This is a genomic window from Micromonospora sp. DT46 (assembly GCF_049841735.1).
Taxonomy (GTDB): Bacteria; Actinomycetota; Actinomycetes; order Mycobacteriales; family Micromonosporaceae; genus Micromonospora; species Micromonospora reichwaldensis.
In genome coordinates, this window is sequence record NZ_JBNCKW010000009.1 from 187,251 (window position 1) to 206,392 (window position 19,142).

General features: G+C 71.1%; 16 protein-coding genes. All 16 read left to right on the plus strand.

What is annotated here, in order from left to right:
* The first annotated feature begins 803 nt into the window (after nucleotides 1-803).
* The 16 genes from ACLQ20_RS25230 (at nucleotide 804) to ACLQ20_RS25305 (ending at nucleotide 19,089) form a co-directional block, all read left to right on the plus strand.
* Nucleotides 804-1,829, plus strand: a complete 1,026-nt coding sequence (locus ACLQ20_RS25230; RefSeq protein WP_425857868.1) for a ParB/RepB/Spo0J family partition protein — start codon at nucleotides 804-806, stop codon at nucleotides 1,827-1,829.
* A gap of 36 nt (nucleotides 1,830-1,865) precedes the next feature.
* Nucleotides 1,866-3,380 (plus strand): class I adenylate-forming enzyme family protein, encoded by a 1,515-nt coding sequence (locus tag ACLQ20_RS25235; RefSeq protein ID WP_425857869.1) that lies wholly within the window; start codon nucleotides 1,866-1,868, stop codon nucleotides 3,378-3,380.
* A gap of 80 nt (nucleotides 3,381-3,460) precedes the next feature.
* On the plus strand, nucleotides 3,461-5,125 hold the full coding sequence (locus ACLQ20_RS25240) for a condensation domain-containing protein (RefSeq protein ID WP_425857870.1): 1,665 nt from the start codon (nucleotides 3,461-3,463) through the stop codon (nucleotides 5,123-5,125).
* Between the two features lie 2 nt (nucleotides 5,126-5,127).
* Nucleotides 5,128-5,394, plus strand: a complete 267-nt coding sequence (locus tag ACLQ20_RS25245) for an acyl carrier protein (RefSeq protein WP_089000851.1) — start codon at nucleotides 5,128-5,130, stop codon at nucleotides 5,392-5,394.
* Nucleotides 5,395-5,403: 9 nt separating this feature from the next.
* Nucleotides 5,404-6,597 (plus strand): AMP-binding enzyme, encoded by a 1,194-nt coding sequence (locus tag ACLQ20_RS25250; RefSeq protein WP_425857871.1) that lies wholly within the window; start codon nucleotides 5,404-5,406, stop codon nucleotides 6,595-6,597.
* Nucleotides 6,590-7,318 carry an SDR family NAD(P)-dependent oxidoreductase gene (locus ACLQ20_RS25255; RefSeq protein ID WP_425857872.1) on the plus strand — a complete coding sequence of 243 codons (729 nt, stop codon included), beginning with the start codon at nucleotides 6,590-6,592 and terminating at the stop codon, nucleotides 7,316-7,318. Before ACLQ20_RS25250 ends, ACLQ20_RS25255 begins: the two co-directional genes overlap by 8 nt.
* On the plus strand, nucleotides 7,315-9,693 hold the full coding sequence (locus ACLQ20_RS25260) for a peptidase domain-containing ABC transporter (RefSeq protein WP_151452690.1): 2,379 nt from the start codon (nucleotides 7,315-7,317) through the stop codon (nucleotides 9,691-9,693). The genes ACLQ20_RS25255 and ACLQ20_RS25260 overlap by 4 nt, the downstream gene beginning before the upstream one ends.
* A complete protein-coding gene (locus tag ACLQ20_RS25265; RefSeq protein WP_327027953.1) occupies nucleotides 9,690-10,601 on the plus strand; it encodes a transglutaminase domain-containing protein in 912 nt (303 codons plus the stop codon). Before ACLQ20_RS25260 ends, ACLQ20_RS25265 begins: the two co-directional genes overlap by 4 nt.
* Before the next feature lies 1 nt (nucleotide 10,602).
* On the plus strand, nucleotides 10,603-10,845 hold the full coding sequence (locus tag ACLQ20_RS25270) for a phosphopantetheine-binding protein (RefSeq protein ID WP_101409372.1): 243 nt from the start codon (nucleotides 10,603-10,605) through the stop codon (nucleotides 10,843-10,845).
* Nucleotides 10,842-11,753, plus strand: coding sequence for a diiron oxygenase (locus tag ACLQ20_RS25275; RefSeq protein WP_425857873.1), 912 nt, complete (start codon nucleotides 10,842-10,844; stop codon nucleotides 11,751-11,753). Before ACLQ20_RS25270 ends, ACLQ20_RS25275 begins: the two co-directional genes overlap by 4 nt.
* Nucleotides 11,750-13,252 (plus strand): AMP-binding protein, encoded by a 1,503-nt coding sequence (locus ACLQ20_RS25280; protein WP_425857874.1) that lies wholly within the window; start codon nucleotides 11,750-11,752, stop codon nucleotides 13,250-13,252. The genes ACLQ20_RS25275 and ACLQ20_RS25280 overlap by 4 nt, the downstream gene beginning before the upstream one ends.
* Entirely contained in the window at nucleotides 13,245-14,153 is a 909-nt protein-coding gene (locus tag ACLQ20_RS25285; RefSeq protein WP_425857875.1) for a thiamine pyrophosphate-dependent dehydrogenase E1 component subunit alpha, read from the plus strand. The genes ACLQ20_RS25280 and ACLQ20_RS25285 overlap by 8 nt, the downstream gene beginning before the upstream one ends.
* Nucleotides 14,146-15,168, plus strand: coding sequence for an alpha-ketoacid dehydrogenase subunit beta (locus ACLQ20_RS25290; protein WP_089000843.1), 1,023 nt, complete (start codon nucleotides 14,146-14,148; stop codon nucleotides 15,166-15,168). Before ACLQ20_RS25285 ends, ACLQ20_RS25290 begins: the two co-directional genes overlap by 8 nt.
* Nucleotides 15,161-16,234, plus strand: a complete 1,074-nt coding sequence (locus tag ACLQ20_RS25295) for a 2-oxo acid dehydrogenase subunit E2 (protein ID WP_425857876.1) — start codon at nucleotides 15,161-15,163, stop codon at nucleotides 16,232-16,234. The genes ACLQ20_RS25290 and ACLQ20_RS25295 overlap by 8 nt, the downstream gene beginning before the upstream one ends.
* 757 nt (nucleotides 16,235-16,991) lie before the next feature.
* Nucleotides 16,992-17,648 carry a CmcI family methyltransferase gene (locus tag ACLQ20_RS25300; RefSeq protein ID WP_425857877.1) on the plus strand — a complete coding sequence of 219 codons (657 nt, stop codon included), beginning with the start codon at nucleotides 16,992-16,994 and terminating at the stop codon, nucleotides 17,646-17,648.
* Between the two features lie 346 nt (nucleotides 17,649-17,994).
* Complete coding sequence (locus ACLQ20_RS25305) at nucleotides 17,995-19,089, plus strand: DUF6461 domain-containing protein (RefSeq protein ID WP_425857878.1); 1,095 nt, start codon at nucleotides 17,995-17,997, stop codon at nucleotides 19,087-19,089.
* The last annotated feature ends 53 nt before the right edge of the window (nucleotides 19,090-19,142 follow it).

Below are 19,142 nucleotides of genomic sequence, written 5' to 3' on the forward strand. Positions count from 1 at the left end.
CGCGGACCCGGCGCGGGTGCGTGTCCCCGCGCCGTGGTCGGCACATCGACCGTCGGGCGGGCTCAGGCGCGTCCGGGCCCGCGTCGTACGGCTCACCACGCAGCCCGTGTCGCGGGGCTGGCAGGAGTCCGCCCCCGGAACCGGTGTCCTGGCAGGACGCCTCCTCCGGCGGCCGGTGCCCCACATCCTGGCGACCCTGCCGGCGACCGGGCGGGGTGGCGGTGCGCGGCGACAGTGGCCGGCAGCTTCAATTTCCGTGGCATTGCCCCGCCCGTACTAATTGGTTTGCTGGTGTCTCTCAAGTGTTTTGTCGAGCAAGGACGGACGGCATTTCTCGAACGTCGCGCCCGCCTTCGACCGGACACTGGCCAACGGTCTCGGGGCCTGCATAGTACCGACCGTGATGGTGATCCACAAGCATGTCCGTATCCCATTTGCGTCAGAGGGTCGCCACCCTCCGTGTTGTTCAGTCGCAATTCGACATGGACTGCGGCGGTTTTCGCGCCGGACAATTACCGACGGTCCGCAGGGCGTTTACGCGCTGATGTCGCCGAGGTGTCCCGGTCCTGCTTGAGGTCGAACTGTCGGTGCGTTCGCCGTCACCGTTCGAATTGCTGTCGGCGGTGTCTGGAAGGCGTCTGCCTGCGGTTGTAGCATGACCGTCACGGGTATTTCGTGACGGACGGGTAATGGTGGCGGGCGGCTAAATCGTCGGGTAGGTGCGACTGTGCGTTGTCGCAGGCGCACGGGCGAGCAGCGCCAGCGCAACCATTCTGACTGTGGCGACTTGGCGCGAGGGACGAATGAAGAGACGACCGGATAGCGACTCCACCGCGCAGCCCGCCCAGGCGGGGGAGGCAGCGGCTCCGGAGGTCGACGTGGCCGAGGTGCGCTCGTTGCGGGTCGGCTTCTCCCCGAGACTGGACGGGATCAGCGCGAGACACGTCACGACCCTCGTCGAGCTGACCGTCGAGCTGCCACCGATCGTCGTCCAGCGGTCCTCGTTGCGGGTGGTGGACGGCATGCACCGGCTACGGGCCGCGCGTGTGCGGGGTGACCGCCACGTGCCGGTCGTCTACTTCGACGGCTCCGACGCGGACGCCTTCGTGGCCGCGGTGCAGTTGAACCTCGAGGACGGCCTGCCGCTGAGCGCCCGGGACCGGCTTGCCGCTGCCAAGCGGATCCTCGCCTCGCACCCCCAGTGGTCCGACCGCCGGATAGCGGCGGTGTGTGGCGTCGCCGCCAAGACCGTCGCCGGCCTGCGGCGGCGATCCTTGGACACGGGCCACCACCAGGACGTCCGGATCGGCCGGGACGGGCGCCGGCACCCGGTCTCGACGGAAGAGGGCCGGCGGTTGGCCGAGGCGATCGTGCGTCGCGAGCCCGATGCCAGCCTGCGCGAGGTGGCGCGCCGGTCAGGCATCTCGGTCGGGACGGCTTTCGACGTCCGCCGCAAGGCGCTCGGCGGCGGCGCCTGTGTCCCGGCCGGGCAGAAGGCCCCGGCACCGCCGCTCGCCGAGTTGGCAGCCGTCTCGTCCCCCGACGGGCTGCCGGTGACGGATCAGGATCTCGCCGCCAGCATCCGGCTACAGCTGGAGCGGCTCCGCCAGGATCCCGCGCTGCGCTACACGGACCACGGCAAGGCCCTGCTGCGGCTGCTCACCGGGACGCTCGCCTTCATCTCGCAGTCGTCGAACACCGCTGGCAACGTTCCCGCGCACTGCCACGAGTCGCTTCGGGCTGTCGCCCAGGCCTGCGCGGGGGGCTGGTACCAATTCAGCCAGATGCTGCCCGAGGAGCGCAGACGGCACCGGACGGTCGGGCGTTGAGCCTCGCCGCCAGGGGCAGCTCAGCCCGGTCCTGACATGCGGATCCACACCCTGCTGGACACCGCCGCGCGACGGCATCCCCAGCGCACCGCGGTCGTCGACCGGAGTCACCGGTGGAGCTACCAGGAACTCCGGCAGCGAAGCGTCAACCTGGCCGGTCGGTTCCGCGCACTGGGCCTGCTGCCGGGGGACCGGATCGCCGTGCGGTCCGGCGGCGCCGGCTTCGCCGCGATCCTGTTCGCGGCGTCGTACGCGGACCTGACGCTGGCGCCGCTGTCGGCCACGATGCGTCCGTTCCAGCTTCGGGCGGTACTCGCCGACATCGAACCAGCCCTCGTGGTGGGGATCGACCCCACAGCGGCCGAGGTGCCCGCCCGCACCTGGTCGTCGACACAGTTCGGGGAGATCCTGGAGACGCTCGACGCGCCGGTCGGGGACGCGGTCCAGCCCGATGCCAGCCGTGCCGACGGTGACCCGGAGGCGCCCGCCCTCCTGATGTACACGTCGGGCAGCAGCGCGCGGCCCAAGGGGGTGGTCTGTCCGCACGACAGCGTCCTCTTCGCGACCCGGGCGATCGGACAGGTCCTCGGCTACCGGCCGGACGACGTCGTGCTCTCCTGCGTGCCGCCCTCGTTCGACTACGGGCTCTACCAGCTCCTGCTCGCCACGGCTGCGGGCTCGCGGTGGGAGGCGCTCGAGGCAGGGGAGGGGATCGCCCTCCTCGAACGGATCACCAGCGCGGGGGCCACCGTCGTGCCCGTCGTGCCGGAGATCGCCACCGCGCTGCTCCGGCTGGCGGCCAGGACGGCGCTCCCGGTGCCGCAGCCGGTCCGGATGTTCACGAACACCGGCGCCCGGATGTCGCCACGGCTCGCAGACGGGCTGCGCGACGCGTTCCCGGGCGCGGCCGTGGTGCAGATGTACGGCCTGACCGAATGCAAGCGAGCCACGATCCTGGAGCCGGACGGCGACCTGGCACGCCCAGGGTCCGTCGGGCGCGCGATCCCGGGCACCGTCGTACGCGTCGTCGACCGTCAGGGTCGACCGCTACCCGCCGGCGACGTCGGCGAGGTCGTCGTCGAGGGCGCGAACGTCATGGCCGGATACTGGCGCGACCGGCAGCTGAGCGCCGCCACCTTCCGGGCGACCGCGGCTGGCCGGCGGCTGCACACGGGCGACCGCGGCCACCTGGACGTCGACGGCCACCTGTATCTGCACGGTCGCGGCGACGACGTCTTCAAGCACCGGGGCGTGCGATCGAGCACCGCCGAGATCGAAGCGGCGGCCATGGACATCGACGGCGTCGACGGGGCCGCCGCCGTCGCGCCGGACGAGGCGAACCCGCTCACCGTCGTGGTGGCCACCGTCCTGCGGGAGAACGACGTGCTGGCGGAGCTGGCGCGCCGCCTCGAACCGGCCAAGACACCGGAGCGTTGCGTCGCGGTCCACGCGCTGCCGCTCACCCCGCACGGGAAGGTGGACCGTCAACAGATCCGGGCGATCGCGCGTTCGCACCCACCGCCGACCCCCGTTCAAGTGCGGATTCCTTGACGGTGTCCGGGGAGTTGCTAATCTGCCGATCTTGAATCTGGCCTCCGGTAGGTGACCACTGCTGCTGGGATGAGGACCGTATGTCGTCGCGACCCACCCGCCTTGAGGCGGTCGATCTCGACACCGCTGTCCATCCCCTGCTGCCGGGCCAGCTCGCGCACCACCGCGCCCTGTCGGGGACGGCGGAGCAGGGCGTGGCAGTCTGGATGTCCTACCAGGTCACCGGCCCGCTGGACGTCGCCGCATTCGTCGGCGCGGTGCGCTCGACGGTCGCCCGGCACGCGGCGCTGCGGATCGGTGTCACGACGCTCGACGGTGAACCTGTCCAGTGGGTGCGGCCGATGCCCGACGATCGCCGGCTCGTGGCGATGACCCAGGTCACGGCGAACGACACCGAGCAGTTCACCCGCTACGTACGCTCCGTCCTCGCGACGGACATCCGGCGCCCCTTCGACCTCGCGGTCGAGTACCCGTTCGTGCTGCGGTTGCTGCGGTTCACTCCGACTCTGCACGCCGTGCTCGGGGTGTTCTCCAACTACGCCGTCGACGCCACCGCGCGGATGATCGTCGTACGCGACCTGTGGGGCGCCTACTTCGGCGGCGGGACCGACGCCGACCCCGTGGACGCCGACTACCTCGCCGCGGTGACCGGCCAGGCCGCCGCCGCCGACTCGGCGCGCGCCCAGGCGGTGTCCGCGTACTGGCGGCAGCGTGGCCCGTGGTTGCCGCCCCGGTGCCAGTTCCTTCCGGGGCTCGGCGGGCCGTCCGCGACCGTCGCCCACACCGAGCTGCTGACCCTGGTCGAGGACGAGTGGAAGGACGTGCGCGAGCGCTGGCAGGCCGCCGGCTTCAGCACCGTCCAGTGGCTCCTCACGTTGTTCGCGGCCGCCGCGTTCCAGCTGACGCCGCAGGACCGCCTCGTCGTCTCGATGAAGCTGAACGGCAGGCGTCACGCCGACCAGGGCGTCGTCGGCATGTTCGACGTCGTCGTGCCGGTCGTGCTGGACCGGCCGGACCGGCCCGCCGACCTGCTGGTGCAGGTGCGGCGGGAGCTGTTGTCGGCGACCTCGCGCCGCACCGTCACGCGGCAGGCGTTGGACGACATGTGGGCGACGGCGGTCCGGCGCCTGGGCCGTCCGGTCCACGACACCCTGTCGATGACGTACCTGGAGGACACCGCCGACCGCGACGACGCCGACGGCGGCGCGATCGCCATCGAGCGCGGCGCGTACACCCCGACGTTGGTCAGGACCGCCGACGGCCTGCGGATCGCCGCGAACGAGCGGCCCAACGGGCTGGGCGTCCGACTGACCGTCGACGGCGAGACCATGTCGCAGGCCACCTTCACCAGGTTCGTCGCCGCCTTCCGCGCACTGCTGGCCGGAGACGACCCGGCCAGCGCCGCGCCGGCGACGGAGAGCGGCCCCGGGCTCACGCCACTTCGCGCACCCGACGGTGCGGTCGTGCTGGTCGTCGACCTGGCCGAGGTGACCTCGGTCCTCGACTCGCACCCCGCGGTCGCCTCCGCCAGGGTCTCGGTGGAGGTCGCCGAGGACGGCGGATCGCGGCTTGCCGCCGAGGTGACGACCGCCGACGCCGGAGTCACGGCGGACGATCTCGCCAGCCACGTCCGTTCCCACGTCGCCGGCCGGCCGTTCCTGGCGGTCCCGGTGCGCATCGCGGTGGTGTCCGACACCGCCGCCGTCGAACGGTCCGAGGAGCTATTCATGGATGGAGTTGGTTGAGCGTGGAGAGTGTCCACGTCGACACGGTGATCGACGAGGAAACCCTTGACGCGGTGGCGAAGCGGGTGCTCACCGTGCCGCCGGTCGGCGACGCGCCGCGCTACACCGGTGCGATGCAGTTGGCCGAGCTGGAGATCGACAGCCTCGTCGTCGCGGAACTCATCGTCGAGTTCGAGCAGGAGCTGGGTGTACTGCTGGACGTCGTCGCCGTCGACCGGATGGAGACGCTCGCGGACCTCTGCCGGGCGCTGCAACCGGCAGCAGGCTGAGCCATGCCCGTGACTATCCATGCCGATCCGCTGGCGCAGCGGATCGTCCGGCTGCGAGAGGCGGTCGCGGCGACCGGCCTGCGCCACCTCGCGGTCGAGGTGGCCTCCGGGCCGGATCTCGTGGTCGCACTGCGTGCGCTCCGCCCGCTCGACGCGTCCGTGGTCGTGGTGGGTCCGACCGTCCCCGCGTCGGCGCTGGCGGAGCTGCGCCCGCAGGCCGTGCTGAACGTCGCGAGCGGGCGGATCCAGCCCACCGATGAGGGCAGCCGGCCCTCCGGCACAGGGCAGGGCGGGCTGTGGATCTTCTCGTCGGGCACCACGGGTACCCCGACCCCGACCTACTGGCCCTGGCCGGAGCTGACCCGCGGCGCCGACTGGGACACCGCGCACCGTGACGAGAGGTGGGGGATCGGCTACGCACCCTTCACCTACGCCGGGGTGGAGGCCGTGAGCCAGGCGTTGGGCCGGGCTGCCAGCATCGACTTCCTCACCCCGACCGACCTGGCCGTCGGGACGGGCGCACGCTATGACGTCGTCGCCGGCACCCCGTCGTTCTGGCGGATGGCGGCGCTGCACCGGGGGACCGACGAGGCCCGACCGCAGGTGCACACCGTCTCGATGGGCGGCGAGCCGGTGGACGCCCAGCTGCTACGGCTGATCGAGTCGGCGTTCGCGCCGCAACGCGTCCTGCAGTTCTACGCCAGCACCGAGCTGGGCCGGATCGCCACCGTCTCCGACGGGCTGCCGGGCCTGCCGCTCTCCGTCCTCGACGGGTACGGGCCGACCGGGAAGGCGCTGACGGTGCGTGACGGCGAGCTGCTCCTGTCCCCGGCGCCCGGCGCACCGTACCTGCCGACGGGGGACGAGGCGGCGATCCACGGTGGGCGCCTGCACATCCTCGGGCGACGCGGCGAGGTCATCAACGTGGGTGGGGTGAAGGTCGTGCCCGGCCACGTGGCCCGGCTGCTGCGGGAACTCCCGGACGTCGTCGCGGTCCGCGTCTACCCGGTGCGCAGCAGCGTGCTCGGCGCCGTCGTCGGCGCCGACGTCGTCACGGCGCCGGGCGCCGACCGTGACCTGGTCGTGCAGCGGGTCAAGGCCCATGCCCGCCGCGTACTGGCCCCGGCGGAACAACCGCGTCGCGTCACCGTCGTCGACCAGCTTCCGACGGCACCGTCCGGAAAGGCGGCCCGCGGTGAGTGAGGCGCTCGGGACGGTCTTCGTCACCGGCGGTACCCGGGGCATCGGGCTGGCTGTCACCCGGCAGCTGCTGACCGTCGGTTACCGGGTGGTCGCCGTGGCACGGACCGCTCCCGGCGAGTTCGCGGCCCTGCGGGAGTCCGTCGGTGACCCGCTGACGTTCCTCGCCGCCGACCTCACCAGCGGCGACGATCGGCTCGCGGTGGCCAACCGGCTCCGGGAGTGCGCCGATCTCCACGGTCTCGTCAACAACGCGGGGGTGGCGAGCGCGGCTCTGCACGTGGCCGCCGCACGGTCGGACATGACCCGGATGTGGCAGCTCAACGTCGAGGTCCCGATGTCCCTGTCCCAGGCGGCGGTCAAGGCGATGTACCGCCGTGGCGGGCGCATCGTCAACATCACCTCGATCGCGGCCCATCGGACCTTCCGTGGGCTCGGCGCGTACACCGCGACCAAGTGCGCTCTGGAAGGGTTCTCGAGGGTGCTCGCCGCCGAGGTCGGCAGCCGGGGCATCACGGTCAACTGCGTCGCACCGGGCTTCATCGACACCGCCATGACCGCATCGATCGAGGACGGCCTCCGCGCCGCGATCAATCGACGGAACATGCTCAACCGGGCCGCCACCGTCGCCGACGTGGCGCGGTCGGTCGAGTTCCTGCTCTCACCCGCCGCGGAGGCCATCACCGCGCAGGTGCTCCGGGTCGACTCGGGCAGCGGCGGATGAGCACGCTGGACAAGACCGGGCAGGCGGAACAGGCCCCCCGGCCGCCGGAGGCGACGAGCCTACCGACGGAGTTCACCGACCGACGGCAGCGCTTCCGGCGCGAGGCGTTGCGTCACCACGGCGTCAACCGGGATGCCGGCGACGCGGTGGAGCTCGGCTGGCGGGCGCTACCCGGCCTGGCCGCGTTGCGCGGCCTGCGGTGGCGCAACGTGCGGGCCGCGCTGCGGGTCTCGCGCACCCGGGTTCCGGTCGTGCTCCAGTCGCAGATGAGCGAGTGTGGGGCCGCCGCGCTGGCGATGGTCCTCGCCTACTTCGGTCAACCGGTCCCCCTCGACGAGTTGCGCACCGAGACCAACACGGGCCGGGACGGGGTCGCGGCCCGCGCGATGCTCGCTGCCGCGCGGCGGCGCGGCCTGGTCGCGCGCGGGGTCCGGGTCTCCATCGAAGGGCTGCGCAACCTCCCCCCGGCGACCATCCTATTCTGGAACTTCATCCACTTCGTCGTGTTGGAGCGGGTGACCGACACCCACCTGTACATCGTCGATCCGGCCTTCGGCCGGCGTAAGGTCAGCCTGGCCGAGGCCGGCAAGGCGTTCACCGGTGTGGCGCTGGAGTTCCATCCACCGGTCGGCGCCACGACGTCGCGGCGAGGGGCCGACGCCCGGAACCTCGGCGCGAGCCGCCTGCCGTACCTGTCGAAGTTCTTCCCGCGTACGGCCGCCTGGGTTCCCCTCGCGCTGACCTCGGTCGCGCTGACCCTGTGCGGCCTGGCGGTGCCGGCCGCCTCCACCTACGTCGTGCACCGGGCGGGCCAGCCCGGCGAACCGGTCAGCGCCTGGCTGCTGTTCGGGGCGGCGGTCGTGCTGTTCGCGATGTACTTCTGGATGCAGACCGTCCGTCGGCTGGCCCTGCTGTCCGTGCAGACCCTCGCCGACAAGTCGGTGACCCTCGGAGCGGTCCACCACCTCGTCGCCCTGCCGTTCGACTACTTCGCCCAGCGCCACACCGGCGACCTCTCCATGCGGGTCCGCACCAGCAACGCGGTCCGTCAGATCCTGACGGGATCCGCGCTGTCGGCCGTGCTCGACGGGGTGCTGGTGCTCGTGTACGGCGGGCTCATCGTCGTCGCGGACCGGCGTCTCGGCGCGCTGGTGCTCACCCTCGCCGTCGCCCAGCTCGCTCTGCTCGCGTTCAGCTGGCGCAAGCAGGAATACCTGACCGCAGCGTTGTTGGAGGCGCAGGCGAAGAGCCACACCGAGCTGTTCCAGTTGCTGGACAGCGTGCCGACGCTGAAGGCCTCCGGGCTGGAGGGCGCCGCGGCGGAGACCTGGAGCCACACGTTCGTCGCCGAGGTGAACGCCAGGACCCGCAGCCGGCGGTTCCTCGGCGTGTGCGAGGCCGTCAGCACCGCGATCCAGTTCCTCGCTCCGCTCGCCGTGCTCGCCGCCGGTCTGGTCCTGCTCGGTCGCGGCGAGATCTCCCTGTCCCGGGTGGTGGGCTTCTCCGCCCTGGCCATGGGAATGTTCGTACCGCTGGCGAGTCTGGTGCAGACCGGGCTGGAGGTCGCCGGCCTGAGGGCCACGTTGACCCGGCTCGCCGACATCCTGGACGCGCGACCGGAAGCCGGCCCGGACGCGGTGGTGCCGTCCCGGGTCACCGGCGCCATCACGCTCGACGACGTGCGGTTCGCCTATCCGGGCGCGCGGACGCCGGCGCTCGTGGACGTCAACGCACAGATCGAGCCCGGGCAGTTCACTCTCATCCTCGGTGAGTCCGGCTCCGGCAAGTCGACGCTCGCCATGCTGCTGGCGGGGCTCTACCTGCCCAGCGCCGGCACGGTGTCCCTCGACGGCACGCCGACGGATCAGCTGGACCGGCCGGCCGCGCGGCGGTCGATGGCGTACGTCCGGCAGGACGCCCGGCTGTTCGGCGGGACCATCCGGGAGAACATCGCGCTCGGCCGGCCGGAGTGCTCCCTGGAGGACGTCATCGCCGCTGCCCGGCTGGCCGAGGTCCACGACGACATCGACGCGATGCCGATGCGGTACGAGACGCTGCTCGGCAGTTCCGGGGCGGGCCTGTCCGGTGGGCAGATCCAACGCATCTCCCTGGCGCGGGCCCTGCTGCGGAACTCCGAGCTGCTGATCCTCGACGAGGCGACCAGCGCCCTCGACCGGCTCACGGAGGACCGCATCATGGCCAACCTGCGCCGGACCGGGCGCTCGCTGGTGGTCGTCGCCCACCGGCTCTCCCATCCCGAGGCCGCCGACCAGATCCTCGTCATGAGCGACGGCAGGCTCGTCCAGCGTGGCCGCCACGAGGACCTGATGGCCGAGGACGGTCTGTACCGGCGCCTCGTGGGAGGTGCCTCGTGACAGCCGAGCGTTGGCTCGACCGGCAGGCGCTCGACGCCCTGCTGCCGCTGATCCTGCAGGTGCCGCACTCGCATCGGCGCTTCGAGATGGACGCCGCCACGGCCGCCGCCGAGTACCAGATCGACGGGCCGGGCCTCGACGTCCTCGTCGCCGCCGGTCTGCCCTCGGCGGCCGGCGCGGACGGCCTCCTGTTCGACGCCACCGACCTGCGCAACGTCTCGGTGCACCTGGACCCGCGCTCGCGCGGGCGCAAGGTCCTCTCCTGGTGGATCCGCGAGCTGGGGCGCCCCACCGCCCACGCCCGCTACCGGATGGACTACGTGGCGCAGTGCCCGGAGCCCGGGCACGACGAGCCGTGCCGGTGGCGCCTCGCGGTGCCGGACGACGCCTGGCACGAGACGACGTCGGCACAGGACCGGGGCGGCGTGCTGCACTCGGTGACGTTCGACCGGCCGCGGACCTGGCCGGAACTGCCGACCGCGGTGCTCGACCTGCTGGCGGAGACCCGGCACATCCGGTTCCTCTGGCTGCCGGAGACGTTGCGCGCCGACAGCGCCTTCGTCCGTGACACCGGGATCGGCGACTGCGTCGGCGTGGCCCACCTGCTGGTCGAGGAGGCCCGCAGGCGGGGACTGACCGCCCGGTTCTCCTTCGGCAGGTCGCTGACCCCACCGATCTCCGCATCGCACTCGTGGGCGGAGTTCCAGGTCGACGGGGTCTGGGTCCCGGTCGACCCGGTGCTCCTGGACGCCCTGGGGCAGTGGGGCATGGCCGGGCCAGAGTGGCAGCGCGACCGCTCGCTCGGTGCCATTCTCGGCCGCGTCGGACCCAGCTGGCGCGACCTGGTGACGCATGCCGGTCAGCCGGTTTTCGCGAGATTCCCAACCTACCGCGACACGGGAGGGTGACATGGTGGATTGGCCACCCGCCTTTGAACCACTCATTCGGGAGCGCAGTCGGCTGCTCAGTGCCGACTCGCCCCTGGAGCCTGACCAGAGCCTGACCGAGCTCGGTGTCGACTCGCTGGAAGTGGTCGAGTTGATCGTCAACCTGGAGACCGAGTTCGACATCGAGATCCCACCCGAGCTGTTGCAGCCGGAGGTCTTCGCGACTCCGGGCACCATCTGGAACGCGGTCAGGAGCCTGATGTGACCGGCCCCGTCGAGGAGAGACACGCGGACATGCACCAGTCGTGGGAGCGGCTCACCACGGTCGCCGCCAGGTTGAGCGACCAGGCGCGGGACCAGCGCTACCACGTCTTCGACATCTTCGACTGGCCGGCGGAACTGCCGACGGACCAGTTCTGGATGAGCCCGGAGTTGACGACGTGCTACGGCACCGCGGTGTGGGACCGCCTGTCGGATGCCGAACGGGTGCGCCTGACCCAGGCCGAGGCGGTGAACTTCTTCAGTCTCAACGTCCACCTCATCCGCGAGCTGATCGGCGAGGTGGCCGGGCGGATCTACGACACGCGGTACCCGGGCCTGTCGGAGTTCTTCCACGACTTCATCCACGAAGAGAACGAACACATGTGGTTCTTCGCCCAGTTCTGCCAGCGGTACGGGGGGAAGGTCTACAAGACCAAGCGCGTCGCCGGCACCGCGATCGAAGGTGGCCCCGCCATCCGTGACCTCGTCATCTTCGGTCGCATCCTCATCGCGGAGGAGCTGTGCGACTACTACAACGCGAAGATGGCGACCGACGGCCGGCTGCCGCACATCGCGCAGCAGATCAACGCCGTCCACCACCAGGACGAGTCGCGACACATCGCCTTCGGCCGTCAGATGATGCGGGCGCTGTACGAGGAGGCGAAGCAGAGCGCGATGCCGGAGGAGATGGCGGGAGCCGGGACGTACCTGTCCCGCTACGTCAGCTCGTGCCTGCGGGCGTTCTACCACCCCGAGGTGTACGCGGACGCCGCCCTTCCCGAGGCCAGGCGGATCCGCGCCGAGGTGCTCGGCGACCAGTACCGTCAGGAGTTCCATCGGACCGTGATGCACAAGACCACCCGCTTCTTCGACCGGTTGGGGCTCTTCACGGAAGACGCGGTGGCCTGGTGACCGGTCAGCTGCCACGACGTCTGCTGCACGAGTGGTTCATCGCCGGCCTGGCGACGGCGCCGGACCGGGTCGCGCTGCGGATCGGTCGCCAGGAGTGGACGTACACGGAGCTGGACCAGGTGGCCCGGCGCTGGGCCGGCGGGCTGGTCGCGTGCGGGGCGCGGAGCGTCGGCATCCTCGCGGTGCGCAGCATCGAGTCGTACGCCGGGCTCCTCGCCACGCTCTACGCCGGCGCGACGGCGGTGCCGCTCAGCCCGGGCTTCCCCGCCGCGCGTACCTGCCGGATGGCGGCGCAGGCCGGCGTCGACACGCTGATCGTCGACCGGTCGGGGGCGGCGGCGCTTGCGCACCTCACGGCGGCCCTGCCCGGCCTCACCGTGGCGGCGCAGGCCGCGACGCCGCTGGACGCCCTGCCCCGGGCCGGCTACGACGACGTGGCGTACGTGCTGTTCACCTCTGGCTCCACCGGCCGGCCCAAGGGCGCGGCGATCACGCACGCCAACATGGACAGCTTCCTGCGGTACAACCTCGACCGTTACGACCTCGGCCCGGGCGACGTGTGCTCGCAGACCTTCGACCAGACCTTCGACCTGGCGATGTTCGACCTCTTCGTGGCCTGGGGCGCGGGTGCCACCGTGGTGTCCACACCGCCGCAGGTGTTCACCGCGCTGCCGGAGTTCCTGGCCGCCGAGCGGGTGACGTTCTGGTTCTCCGTTCCCAGCGCCATCGCTCTGGTGCGGCGCCGGGGCGGGCTGACTCCCGGCTCGATGCCGACGCTGCGGTGGAGCCTCTTCTGCGGTGAGGCGCTGCGCATGACGGATGCCGAGGACTGGCAGCGGGCGGCGGCCGGATCGGTGGTGGAGAACCTGTACGGCCCGACCGAGCTGACCATCGCCTGCTCCGCGCACCGGTTGTCCGAGGACTCCGCCGACCTCGCCGTGCACGGCGTCGTCCCCATCGGCGCGCCGTACCCGCATCTCAGATACCGCATCGTCGAGGACGGCGTCGATGGCACCGAGGGCGAGCTGTGCGTGACCGGGCAGCAGATGTTCCCCGGGTATCTCGATCCGGCCGACGACGAGGGCCGCTTCCACGACGGCGACTCGGTGCGCTGGTACCGCACCGGCGACCGGGTCCGGGAGTGCGCCGGCGGTGAACTCGTCTATCTCGGTCGGGTCGACCGGCAGGTGAAGGTCCGCGGCTACCGGGTCGAGCTGGACGAGCTGGAGTGGCACGTCGGGCAGTTGCCGGGGGTGGAACGGGCCGTCGCGGTGGCGTTCGAGGCGTCCGGGCGGACGGAGCTGGCGGTGTTCTACGTCGGCACCCCGGGCGTGGACATCCGTCGCCCGATGTCCTCGATCCTGCCGGGATACATGGTTCCGCTGCTGTGCCGCGACATCGACGCGTTCCCGCACACGGCGAACGGCAAGATCGACCGTGGGGTGCTCGCCGCACGGGCCCGGGACCTCGTGGCCGGCGGACAGGTCACCCATGCGTGAGAGCCGGCTGCGCCCGCTGGCCGACTCCACCCTCGGGGCGATGCTGTCCATCCGACGCTTCGAGTACGCGGTCCTCGACCTGCTCGGCCGGGGACTGATCCCGGGCACCAGCCACACCTGCCTCGGCCAGGAGTACGTCCCGGTCGTGGTCGAGTCCCTGCTGCGCCCCGATGACGAGGTGTTCAGCAACCACCGGGGACACGGCCACTTCCTGGCGCGGTACGACGATCCGGCGGGGCTGCTCGCCGAGCTCGCCGGCCGTGAGGGCGCGTTGTGCGGCGGGATGGGCGGTTCGCAGCACATCCGCCGCCCGGGCTTCATGTCCACCGGCATCCAGGGGCAACTGGTGCCGGTCGCGGTGGGCACCGCCTTCGACATGCGGCGCACCGGAACGAACTCGATCTCCGTGGTGTACGTCGGGGACGGCACCTGGGGCGAGGGGGTGGTGTACGAGGCGCTCAACCTCGCCGCGCTCTGGCGGGTGCCGATGGTCGTCGTCGTCGAACACAACGGGATCGCCCAGTCCACCCCGACCTCGGCACAGATGGCCGGTAGCGTCGCCGACCGCTGTGCCGCCTTCGGCATCCGCCACGTCGAGGTGACCGGCATCGACGTCGACGCCATCCGGGCCAGCCTGGCGCCGCTCGTCGCCGCCGTACGTCACGACGGGTCTCCGTTGGTGGTCGAGTTCGACACGGTGCGGCTCGGCCCGCACAGCAAGGGCGACGACACCCGCACGCCGGCGGAGCTCGAGGCCCTCGCCGGGCGTGACTGGTACCCGCACTACCGTGCGGCGTTCCCGGAGCAGGTCGACCGCCTGGACGCGGCGGCGACCGGGAAGATCCGCGACGTGGTCGAGTCGGTACTCGCCCGACCGCTGATCGGCGCCGGTCATGGCTGAGCCGGGGGCCGAGCGGGTCGGGGAGGGCCTCAACCGTGCCCTGGCGACCCTGCTCGCGGAGAGGCCGGATCTCCATCTGATCGGCGAGGACATGGCCGACCCGTACGGCGGCGCCTTCGGCGTCACCCGCGGGCTGTCCACCGGGTATCCCGAACGGGTCCTCAGCACTCCGATCAGCGAGCAGGCGATCGTGGGCTTCGCGGTCGGCCTGGCCCTGCGGGGCCGGGAGGCGGTGGTCGAGGTGATGTTCTCCGACTTCGCCACCCTGTGCTTCGACCAGATCGTCAACCTCGCCAGCAAGGCCGTCACGATGTACGGCGAACCGGTGCGGATGCCGCTGGTGATCCGGTGCCCGACGGGGGGCAACCGCGGATACGGGCCCACCCACAGCCAGAGCCTGCAGAAGCACTTCGTGGGCGTGCCCAACCTCGCCGTGCACGAGCTGAGCCCGGTGCACGACGCGCACGCCACACTGGCCCGCATCCTCGACTCGGGGGCTCCCGCGATGTACTTCGAGGACAAGGTGCTCTACGGCCGTCGACGGTTCGGCGCGGCGGCCGGAGACGAGCTGTTCCACTGCGAGCGGATCGGTGGCGCCTGCGACTTCGCCGTGTTGGGCGTGCGCGGGGTCGACCGGGCCGACGTCGTGGTCATCGCACCGGGCGGCCTCACCGACAGGGTGCTCGGCGGGATGCGGGGTGCCTATCTGAGTGACGAGATCGCCGTGCGTGCGGTGGTGCCGTCGCGGCTCTATCCGTTCGACCCCGCGCCGCTGGCTGCTCTGGTCGCCGGGGCCGGACGGGTGGTGGTCGTCGAGGACGCGACGGCCGGCGGCACGTGGGGGGCCGAGGTGGCTCACACCATCCACCAGCAGATGTGGGACCTGCTGTCCCAGCCCGTCCGGCTGCTCCACGCGCCGCCGAGCACGATCCCCGCCGCACCCCACCTCGAGCGTGCGGTGCTGGTCCAGGCGGACGACATCCGCGCCGTGGTGACGGCGGTCGCCGGTGGGTGACATCCGGCTGCCGCGGCTCAACGCGACCGACGAGGAGTACACGCTGATCGAGTGGCTGGTCGGCGACGGGGCGCCGGTCGAGGCGGGCACCGCGGTAGCTCTGGTGGAGACCTCCAAGGCGGCGCACGAACTCGTCGCGGACGACGCCGGCATCCTGTGGCAGCGGACGTCCGCACCGTCGACCTGCCGCCCCGGGGAGGTGGTGGCGACCGTCGGCGGGGACGACCGCCCGCCGCCGGTGCGGCAGGCTTCCGATGCGGATCCGATCACCATCACCGAGCCGGCCCGGCGGCTGATGGCCGAACACGGTGTGGCGGAGGCGGACGTACGGTCGATCGGCAAGCCGGTCATCGCGCGGTCGGACATCGAACAGCTGGTCGCCGGGCAGGCGCCGCCGGCCACGGCCGAGCGGGTGACCGTGTCCGCGGCCCAACGACGGGTCGCCCGTACGGTGTCCACCTCGCACCGCGAGATCCCCGCCGCGTACACGGTCGTCAAGGTGGTCGCCGATCGACTGAAACAACGCCTGCGTGCCGAGGCGGCGACCATCGGCTTCGTCGGCATCCCGGAGCTGGTGGTCGAGGCGATCGCGGCGCGGCGGGCGGAGTTCCCGCTGTGCTTCGCGCGAGCGGAGGGCGATCAGGCGGCGACGGTTCGGCCGGGAGCGCACGTCGGTGTCACCATCGACGTCGGGAGGGGCCTCTACCTGCCGGTCGTCGCCGACGCCGACACCCGGCCGCTGCGGGACGTCGCCGCCGACCTGTTGCGGTTCCGTCGCGCCGCCGTGCGCGGGGAATTCGCCGAGGCTGATCTGGCCGGGTCGAACATCGCGCTCACGATACATACGGACGCGGACGTCGTGCATGCGCAGCCGCTCATCTTCCCGGAACACACATGCGCGGTCTCTCTCGCCTCGATGCAGCGCGAGTTGGTGCTTCAGAATGATGGCTCGGTCACCACCAGTGACTATTTCCATCTGGGTTTGGCATATGACCATCGTTTTGTCAACGGTCGGTCGGCGGTGGCGTTCCTGCGCGCGGTCAAGGCCGATCTGGAGGCGGGTTGATAGCCCTCTGACAGTTGTCAGTTGAACGCGACCAACGCGACATCGCCCGTGGACATGACGGAGGTATCCTATGGCCCCCAGCCCGCTATGGAAGGGCTGTCGATCCGTGTGGAACCTGTGGACTTGAGTCCGCCGCCACGGCTTGCGGATCGAACCCGTCGGGTGGACAAGGACCGATGATGCGGAAAGGGGTGAACCAACATGACCGAGGTGACTTTCGAGGCTGTCGACATCCGTGAGATGGCCGACGAGGAGCTGGACGATGTGGTGGGCGCGGCCCGCTGCATGTGATTCGTCCGACCAACTGGTCGGGTGCAGTGACCGATGATGCGGGGAGGGGGTGAATCAACATGATCGAGGTGACTTTCGAGGCTGTCGACATCCGTGAGATGGCCGACGACGAGCTGGACGACGTCGTCGGCGGCCCGATGGCCTGCCAGTAAGGCGGCAGGAGGCGCTTGGGCACCTCGCTCAGGCGCCTCCGTCCGCCTTGTCGGTGACGTGGGCGGCGGGTCCCGTGTCGCACCTGCCGGAATTGGCGGGGATCAGACGGTCACGGTCCGGAACCGGCCGTGACCGATGGTTACGGTTATGGAACGAGCCGCAGTGCCCGACCCTTTCCCAGGCGTGTCTCCTGGGCGTTTTGTTCGAGAAAAGGGGTCACCCCGTACCGGCGTTTTTTTGGGTCAGAGGCATGATCACCGGCCAGCATTTGTCGTGATAGTTTCCCCCCATGGATGCTGATGTTTCCGGGGCCGTGGACACGTTCCAGCGGGCCTTTTACAAGAGCAAGGTGTGGCGTCGCCGGACATGGCTCGGCGTGGCGTGTCACCAGAATCCGATGGACATGTGGATGATCCAGGAGATCATTCAGGAGACGCGACCTGATCTGATCATCGAGACCGGCACCCGACACGGTGGGTCCGCACTCTATTACGCGACCATGCTCGGACTCGTCGGTAACGGCCGGGTCGCCACGGTCGACGTCAAGCCCGAACATCTCGCCGGACCGAGCGGCTGGATCGACGGCGAAGGAATGGCGGTCGACTCGCCGTACTTCGACCGGGTCGACACCATGACCGGGTCGTCCGTCGACCCTGCCGTCGTCGCCCAGATGCGGGAAAAGGCGCAGGCCGTCGAGCGGGTCATGGTGATCCTCGACAGCGACCACAGCAAGCAGCACGTCCTCGCGGAACTCGCGGCGTACGCCGACCTGGTGACGCCGGGCTGCTACCTGATCGTGCAGGACACCAACCTCAGCGGGCACCCGGTCCAGGCGGGGCCGTGGGAACCGGGCGACGGGCCCTGGGAGGCGCTCGAGGAATTCCTGCCCGATCAGCGCTTCGAAGTCGACAGGTCGAAGGAGGAACTGATGTTCACCTGGTTCCCTGGCGGCTATCTGCGGCGAGTGTGAGGATGCCCGACGCGCAGTCGTCATCTTTCCAGCCACCAACGTGATTCCTGCCTCCCGGGGCCCCGCGGGGATCGCGACCGGGCACGGAAACAGCCCTTGGTCGATGATCTTCTTCTCCAGAGAAGGGCATCAGTAACCAAGGGCTGTTCTGGTGGCCGCACGAACGGCGGTGCCGACGACGGTCGGCAATTCCTCGTCGGCAGGCCACCAGCATGGTGAGCGTGGCGGGACCGCGCTGCCGGCGGCCCGCCGGCTGCGAGTCGGTGCCGTTGCCGAGGCGGCGGGCGACGGTGTCCAGGCTCCGCGTCGGGGCTGGCGGGGGTGCGGCCGTCGGGGGGAGGACGCGGTGCGGGAGACCGGGTACTACGCGGAGTTGCTCGCGCAGCGGGACGTGCCGGGGGAGGCCCTGTGCGTCACGGTGGTCGCGGGGCTGACCGTGGACGAGGCGCTCGTTCGCTTCGACGGCTTTCCGGCCCGGCGCACCGCCACGCTGCGGGACCTCGCGGAGGTGGCGCGCGCCGCCCCGTTCCCGTATCCCCGGCTCGCCTGCGCTGTCGATGTCGACGGCCACATCGTGCTGGTCGAGGAGAACGGCTTCCGCGGCTCGCGGCCGGAGGTGTTGCGACGCCTCTCCGAGGGGACCTCGGCGACGAGTGTGTTCTGGAACGTCAACTTCGTCAATCGCCTGTCGTACGCCGAGAACGGTCGGCTGGTGGCCTCGGTCGACTGGTCGTATCCCGGACATGGCGACGGCGACGACCCGGAGGAGTTGGAGCCGTACCTCGACGGGCTCGGTTTCGGCGAGGACGGGGATCCGCGGCCCAAGGCGTTGGCGTTCCTTCAGCGCTGCGGGGGCGTCCGGATCACCCGCGAGCACCTGGTCGACGCGCACCCGGCGTCCGTGCTCGTCCCGGCCGACCTGTTCGAGCCACGCGGCCGGCTCGGCAGTCTGCTCCCGGGCGGCGCTGACCTGGTCAAACTGGTCGGCCTGCCGCTGAGGTTCGAGTCGGTGCGATCGCCGCTGCTGCGGAAGGCGTGTCGTGGTGCGGTCGAGGTGGCGGTCGACGGCCTGTTGCCGGCGGAGGCGTTGACGGTCGACCCGTCGGCGCTCACCGACGCGGATCGTGAGCTGCGCCGTGCCGAAGCGCTGGAGTCGGCGCGCCGGGGGTACCGGCGCGGCGTGGACGACGCCTGGGCGCGGTACGAGGTGGACGGCGATGGTGCCGGGCCGGTGGGTGGCGCGGCCGGGGAATCCGGGTCTGCGCTCGTACGCGCCACGTTCGCCCACGCGGTGGCGCGCGGCCGGCTGCACGCGGAACCCTCGACCGCGCTGACCCAGGTGCTGGTCAACGCCGCGAAGGTCGACCCCGACGGTACGGCCGCCCGGCGCGAGCGGGTGCACGCCCACCTGTCCGGCTTCGCCGCCAGGTCCGGCGAGTAGCGGCCCTCTTGCCGAGATCCATTCACGAGCGTAGGAAGTACACGACGCTCCAC